The organism is Vermiculatibacterium agrestimuris (assembly GCF_943193085.1).
GTDB classification, from domain to species: domain Bacteria; phylum Bacillota; class Clostridia; order Oscillospirales; family Oscillospiraceae; genus Vermiculatibacterium; species Vermiculatibacterium agrestimuris.
Genome location: NZ_CALPCU010000049.1, coordinates 1 through 5216 on the forward strand (window position 1 = coordinate 1; position 5216 = coordinate 5216).

Annotated in this window: 8 protein-coding genes and 5 tRNA genes; 8 read left to right on the forward strand and 5 right to left on the reverse strand. The window is 61.9% G+C overall.

All coding sequences use genetic code 11. From position 1 onward, the window contains the following. The first annotated feature begins 64 nt into the window (after window positions 1-64). Together NFR87_RS10255 and NFR87_RS10260 are read left to right on the forward strand one after the other, a co-directional pair. Complete coding sequence (locus NFR87_RS10255) at window positions 65-844, forward strand: stalk domain-containing protein (RefSeq protein WP_251449381.1); 780 nt, start codon at window positions 65-67, stop codon at window positions 842-844. Further along, window positions 814-1398 (forward strand): phosphatase PAP2 family protein, encoded by a 585-nt coding sequence (locus NFR87_RS10260; RefSeq protein ID WP_251449383.1) that lies wholly within the window; start codon window positions 814-816, stop codon window positions 1396-1398. Before NFR87_RS10255 ends, NFR87_RS10260 begins: the two co-directional genes overlap by 31 nt. Before the next feature lie 41 nt (window positions 1399-1439). Here NFR87_RS10260 and NFR87_RS10265 read toward each other — a convergent pair whose 3' ends face one another. From NFR87_RS10265 to NFR87_RS10280, 4 genes are all read right to left on the reverse strand, one after another. After that, window positions 1440-1688: a GIY-YIG nuclease family protein gene (locus NFR87_RS10265; RefSeq protein WP_251449385.1), complete on the reverse strand. Its 249-nt coding sequence runs from the start codon at window positions 1686-1688 to the stop codon at window positions 1440-1442. 52 nt (window positions 1689-1740) lie between these two features. Further along, the gene (locus tag NFR87_RS10270) at window positions 1741-1938 is read right to left on the reverse strand and encodes a DUF1540 domain-containing protein (RefSeq protein ID WP_251449388.1); all 198 of its coding nucleotides are present in this window, start codon (window positions 1936-1938) and stop codon (window positions 1741-1743) included. Between the two features lie 78 nt (window positions 1939-2016). Next, window positions 2017-2844, reverse strand: a complete 828-nt coding sequence (locus NFR87_RS10275; RefSeq protein ID WP_251449389.1) for a DUF2238 domain-containing protein — start codon at window positions 2842-2844, stop codon at window positions 2017-2019. Next, window positions 2841-3365 (reverse strand): gamma carbonic anhydrase family protein, encoded by a 525-nt coding sequence (locus NFR87_RS10280; protein ID WP_251449391.1) that lies wholly within the window; start codon window positions 3363-3365, stop codon window positions 2841-2843. Before NFR87_RS10280 ends, NFR87_RS10275 begins: the two co-directional genes overlap by 4 nt. 112 nt (window positions 3366-3477) lie before the next feature. Here NFR87_RS10280 and NFR87_RS10285 point away from each other — a divergent pair, with 112 nt between their 5' ends. Then, on the forward strand, window positions 3478-3690 hold the full coding sequence (locus NFR87_RS10285; RefSeq protein ID WP_251449393.1) for a hypothetical protein: 213 nt from the start codon (window positions 3478-3480) through the stop codon (window positions 3688-3690). On the opposite strand, the gene NFR87_RS10290 is transcribed toward NFR87_RS10285, so the two are convergent. After that, window positions 3668-4210, reverse strand: coding sequence for a putative ABC transporter permease (locus NFR87_RS10290; RefSeq protein ID WP_251449395.1), 543 nt, complete (start codon window positions 4208-4210; stop codon window positions 3668-3670). The genes NFR87_RS10285 and NFR87_RS10290 overlap by 23 nt on opposite strands. A gap of 158 nt (window positions 4211-4368) precedes the next feature. Here NFR87_RS10290 and NFR87_RS10295 point away from each other — a divergent pair. The 5 genes from NFR87_RS10295 (at window position 4369) to NFR87_RS10315 (ending at window position 4975) form a co-directional block, all read left to right on the forward strand. After that, window positions 4369-4442: transfer RNA gene (locus tag NFR87_RS10295), tRNA-Gly, on the forward strand. Between the two features lie 125 nt (window positions 4443-4567). After that, window positions 4568-4644, forward strand: a tRNA-Arg gene (locus NFR87_RS10300). A gap of 30 nt (window positions 4645-4674) precedes the next feature. Beyond that, window positions 4675-4750, forward strand: a tRNA-His gene (locus NFR87_RS10305). Window positions 4751-4821: 71 nt separating this feature from the next. Further along, window positions 4822-4896: transfer RNA gene (locus NFR87_RS10310), tRNA-Gln, on the forward strand. Window positions 4897-4899: 3 nt separating this feature from the next. Further along, window positions 4900-4975: transfer RNA gene (locus NFR87_RS10315), tRNA-Lys, on the forward strand. The last annotated feature ends 241 nt before the right edge of the window (window positions 4976-5216 follow it).

Below are 5216 nucleotides of genomic sequence, written 5' to 3' on the forward strand. Positions count from 1 at the left end.
CGCGCCCCCCCCCCCCCCCCCCCCCCTCCCGATTTTTACAGCGGCAGATGGAAGGAGTGGAAAAATGGGAAAGAAACGTTTGGCGTCCATGATGGCTGTGGGAGTTTTGCTCCTGGCGGGGTTTGCCCCGGCGGGGGCAGGACAGGTGCCCTCGGTGCAGGTGAACGGGATGGTGACAGAGGCCATCCCGGAGCTTGTTCAGGGCAGGGCCTACCTGCCCCAGGCGGAGCTGGCGGCCCTGCTGGGGGCCCAGGCGCAGCGGCAGGGCGAGAATGTGCGCCTGTTCCGTGATGAATGGGAAGCTGCCGTGCCGGTGACCTATGAGCGGGACGGTGTTGCCTATCTGCCCCTCCGGGCGGCGGGAGCCGCTTTGGGTTATGAGGTAGGCTGGGATCGGGAGGAGCGGACGGTGATCCTGATGGAAGACCGATGCTCCGATGCGCGGAAATGGAGTCTGACCCAGGTGCAGACCCAGGCGGGGCTTCTCTCTCCCTGGGTGGAGCGCTGGGCCAGAGAGCTGGCTGAAACGGTAGACCCCGGCACGCCCCTGTCCGCCATTCCATTGACAAACGCGGCGACGGCGGCGGAGCTGGCGGCCAAGGGCGCGCAGGCGCTGACGGCGGGGGAGGGCTCCTTCCAGGTGGGAGCGACCGGCGTGCGCGTTTTGCGTAAAGCGGAGGAGACTGTTCTGACGGTCTGCCTGCCGGCGGAGGAGCTGCTCCCGGCACAGCGGCTGGGCATAGCAGAGCAGGAGGTCACCCTGACCCTTACGGTGGGGGAGGACAGCGCCCAGGCGCTGGCGACCCTGGGAGAGTGGCGGGCCTGTGCCCGGTGGACGGCATGATGGACGCTTTGGGACAGGTCGAGGGAACCTTCCTGCTGTGGATCCAGGAGGTTCTGCGCAATGGGATAACAGATCCCATCCTGTCGTTTTACACCAAGCTGGGAGATCACGGCCTGCTGTGGATCGCCCTGTGCCTTCTGCTTCTGCTCTGCCCCAAGACCCGGCGGGCGGGCCTGACCGGAGCGCTGGCGCTGGCGTTCAGCCTGCTGTTCACCAATGTTATCATTAAGCACGCCGTGGCGCGCACCCGGCCCTGGCTCATCCTGCCGCAGCTGATCCCGTTGGTGACGGAGCGGGATCCCAACTCCTTCCCCTCGGGGCATACCAGCGCGGCCTTTGCCGCGGCCACGGCCTTCTTCCACACTCTGCCCTGGAGGTGGGCCGGTGTTACGGCGGTGGTCATGGCGGCGGTGATGGCCCTGTCCAGGCTCTATGTGGGGGTGCATTTCCCCAGCGACGTGCTCTGCGGCGCCCTGGTGGGTTTTCTTTGCGGAGAGTTGGCCTGGTACATCGGCAAAAGGCTTCAGGAGCACACAGAGCGGGTCTACCGATAAAGGGAAACGGACGCCGGAAGGCGTCCGTTTTATTATGTAAACTATTTTCCGGCGGCGATGAGGGCCAGTTTCTCCTCCCGGGTGAGCTTTTTCACCGCCGCCTCCCGGCGCAGAGCGGCGGATTTGTCGGGCTGCTCCTCCCGGTAGACCACGGTCAGAGGGCTGCGGCCTCTGGTGTATTTGGCCCCTTTGCCGCTGCGGTGGAGAGCCAGGCGCCGCTCCACGTCGGTGGTGATGCCGGTATAGAGCGAGCCGTCTCCGCAGCGGAGAATGTAAAGCCAATAGGACATACCAGCCCTCCTTTTTATGTAAACCCCCTCAAAGAGAGGGGGTCTGCGCCGTTCAGCGGCAGCTGCAGTTGGAGCCGTGGTCGCCCAGCTGGAAGGAGGCGCACTCGGTGGCCTCACATTTGCTGACGTCCTTGCAGGTGCAGCCCACCTGGATGGCCTGAAGGGTGCACATGCCGGAGCTGCCGGCGTGGTAGGCGCAGGAGTTGACGGAGCACTTGATGCTGGGATTACCGGTATTGCTGCGTTGCATAGATGATTCCTCCCTGACATTTCGAAATTTGGGACACAGTCAGTATGCCCCCAGGGGGGAGGTTTCATGTGCGGGAAGTCAGGAGGGTGTGTTCTGGGCGTCCATGACCCGGGGGATGAACCGGCGGGCAAAGCGGCCTTTGCCCCGCTTTTTGACGTAAAAGTAGCCGATGACGGAGAAGATCACCGCGCCGATAAAATTGACGAAGAGATCCTTCATGGTGTCCAGGATGCCGATATCCAGGTAGCCGCCCAGCCCCAGAGCCTGTTGGGAGCCGTCGGAGTGAACGATGATCACGTCCGCGATGTCCTGAATGACGGTGGGGGTGTTGCTCCCGGCGGGATCCAGCTTCACCGAGGAGATGACGTTGACAATGGCGTCCTTCTGCATATCCAGCAGGAGGAGTTGATCCATGGCGGCTTCGAAGAACTCCCAGAGCACGCCCACGGTCATGGAAAAGCAGAAGGCCACCACCGCCATGTAGGCGGGGGAGAGGGAGAAGCTGGTGAGCCTGGAGTTGCGGTTGAGGATGTCCACCAAAGAGAAGCCGATGGCGGCGCAGAGAAAGCCGTTGAGGGTGTGGAGCATAGTGTCCCAGTAGGGGAAGGTGATGTAGAAGGCGCGGATCTCCCCCAGGATCTCGGCGGAATAGATGAACAGGAGGATGATGACCTCCAGGGTGTCCGGCACGTCGATGTGGAGCCGCTGTTCCACGAAGTTGGGGATGAGGAACAAGATGAGGGTGAGCACACACAGGAACACACTTTCAAAGTCCCGGTTAAAGACTTGGGCGATGAGGACGGCGATGACCGAGTAACGCAGAAGAGTATAGACGGCGGCCAGCACTTTTTTCTCTCTGGACAGGCTTTTCCACTGCGCCCGCCAGGAATGCTTTGGGGGTCTCATGGTGAGACCTCAGCGGCCAGGGGCAGCTCCTGGACCGACAGGGAGCGGTAGATCTGGGCGTTTTGGTAGTTTGCGGCCACCTCTTCCTCAGTGAGGGCCCGCGCCACCTTGGCGGGGCGGCCGATGACCAGGCTGGCAGGGGGGATGACGGTGTCCTTAGTCACCAGGGCCCCCGCCGCCACCAGGGAGCCGGCGCCGATGACGCAGCCGTCCAGAAGGATGGCGCCCATACCGATGACGCAGCCCTCCTCCACGGTGCAGCAGTGAAGGATGGCGCCGTGGCCTACGCTGACGTCCCGATCCAGGCGGATGGGGCCGCCCTCGCCGCCGTGGAGGACGCAGTTGTCCTGCACGTTGGCGCCGGGGCCGATGGAGATAGAGGCGCAGTCGGCCCGGAGCACCGCGCCGAACCAGATACTGGCCTCGTCGGAGACCTCTACCGCCCCGATGAGAGAGGCGTTATCCGCCACACGGGCGGTGGGGGAGAGGCGGGGGAAATGCTGACTGAAGGGATGGAGCATGACAGTGACCTCCCGGTGGGACAAATAGTTGCCTACTATTATATCGGGTTTGGACAAAGGTGGCAAGTCAAAATCCGGGGTGGTCGGCATAGAATGGCTGGGAGGTGATACAATGAATCTGAAAAACAACAAGATCACTGTGGGGGAGCTGCTGGACTATGCCCCCGCCAAGGCGGTCTTTCAAAAAAAGTTCCCCATGGTGATGCGCCACCCCATGCTGGGGGCGGCCAGAACGGTGACGCTGGAGCAGCTCATCGCCGTCGCCGGAGCTTACATCCCGAAGAAGACTGTGGAGGACACCCTCAACGAGCTGCGGAAGGTATAAACCGGACATACCACCGAAGGGCTTCCGTTCCGCCCCGGCGGAGAAGGAAGAGTGAGGTGGCGGCGTCCCCCAGGTAGAACAGGGCCGCCGGGATGGTCACCGCCGCCGGGATGGCGGCGGCCCACTGGGATAGGATCGGCTCCAGGCCGTAAGTGAGGGGCAGGGACAATAGCCCCCAGAACAGGCTGAAGAGCAGGCATACCCGCCCACCCAGATTCAGCGGGAGGGCGCGGTAGTCCCAGAAGGCCACTCCGGCGGCCCGCTCATAAAAGAGGGAGAGGCACCATTCCACCAGGGTGCACACCGCTGCCCCGGCAAGGAACAGAAGCACAGGGGAGGCTTTGACCGCCGCCGGCAGCGCCAAAATGGCCAGGGCTCCCACACCGTACACGGGACAGACGGGGAGCAGAAGGTGGCACTTTCGATCCCGCTTGGAGCTGTGAATGGCCCGGGCAAAGGCCACCTCCAGAAGAAAGCCACAAAAACTATAGAAGAAAAATTGCCAGAAGAATACCGCCAAATCCTCGCCTCCTCTTTGTCCCAGTTTTACCGAGGGGAGAGAAAGCATACGAAGGAGTTTTTGTCAAAGGGAGAAGGAGAGATGGAAAAAAGGGGATTGACAAGGGAAGGGCAGATATGCTATGATACTTGGGCTGACGATATGTCAGTCAAACCCGTGCGGGTGTAGTTCAATGGTAGAATCCCAGCCTTCCAAGCTGGTCGCGTGGGTTCGATTCCCATCACCCGCTCCAGCGTCGGGGCAAGCATCACATCCCTCGCTTCCGGTTCCACCGAAAGCTCGCTCGTTTCGCTGCCCCTCCTTTCCCCAGGTCGCCTGAGGGACGGCGACCCGGGGGCCCCAGGGAGCGCATGATATGCGCCTGTAGCTCAGGTGGATAGAGCAACTGCCTTCTAAGCAGTGGGTCAGGGGTTCGAGTCCCTTCAGGCGTACCATCCCTTTTATTGTCCGCATAATTGCATATGGTGGGCGTAGTTCAGTTGGTAGAGCATCGGATTGTGGTTCCGAGTGTCGAGGGTTCGAGTCCCTTCGCCCACCCCAGACATGGCGGAAGGGCCGGAGCTTCGGCTTCGGCCCCTCGCTTTTTCTTTCCTGCCCCAGGCGGATGATAGTGGGGTGTAGCCAAGCGGTTAAGGCACGGGACTTTGACTCCCGCATCGCTGGTTCGAGTCCAGCCATCCCAGCCATATGACCCGGTAGCTCAGTTGGTAGAGCACCTGCCTTTTAAGCCGGTTGTCCGGGGTTCGAGCCCCCGCCGGGTCACCACGTCGGAGCAAGCGTCATATCGCTTGCTCCGACTTTTTTCAAAAGTCAGAGCGCGCTCATTCTGCTGCTCCTCCTTTCCCCACGAAAACACTTCGTGTTTCCGCGGGGGCCCCGTTTTGTCAAATGTTCGAGCGGCATCTATTTTGTCAGGGTGTTACACGAAAAGGAGCTCCAAGGCATATGCCTTGGAGCTCCTTTTTTGGCAACGGGTGAAGGATTCGAGCGGCGCTGCGCGCCGCCC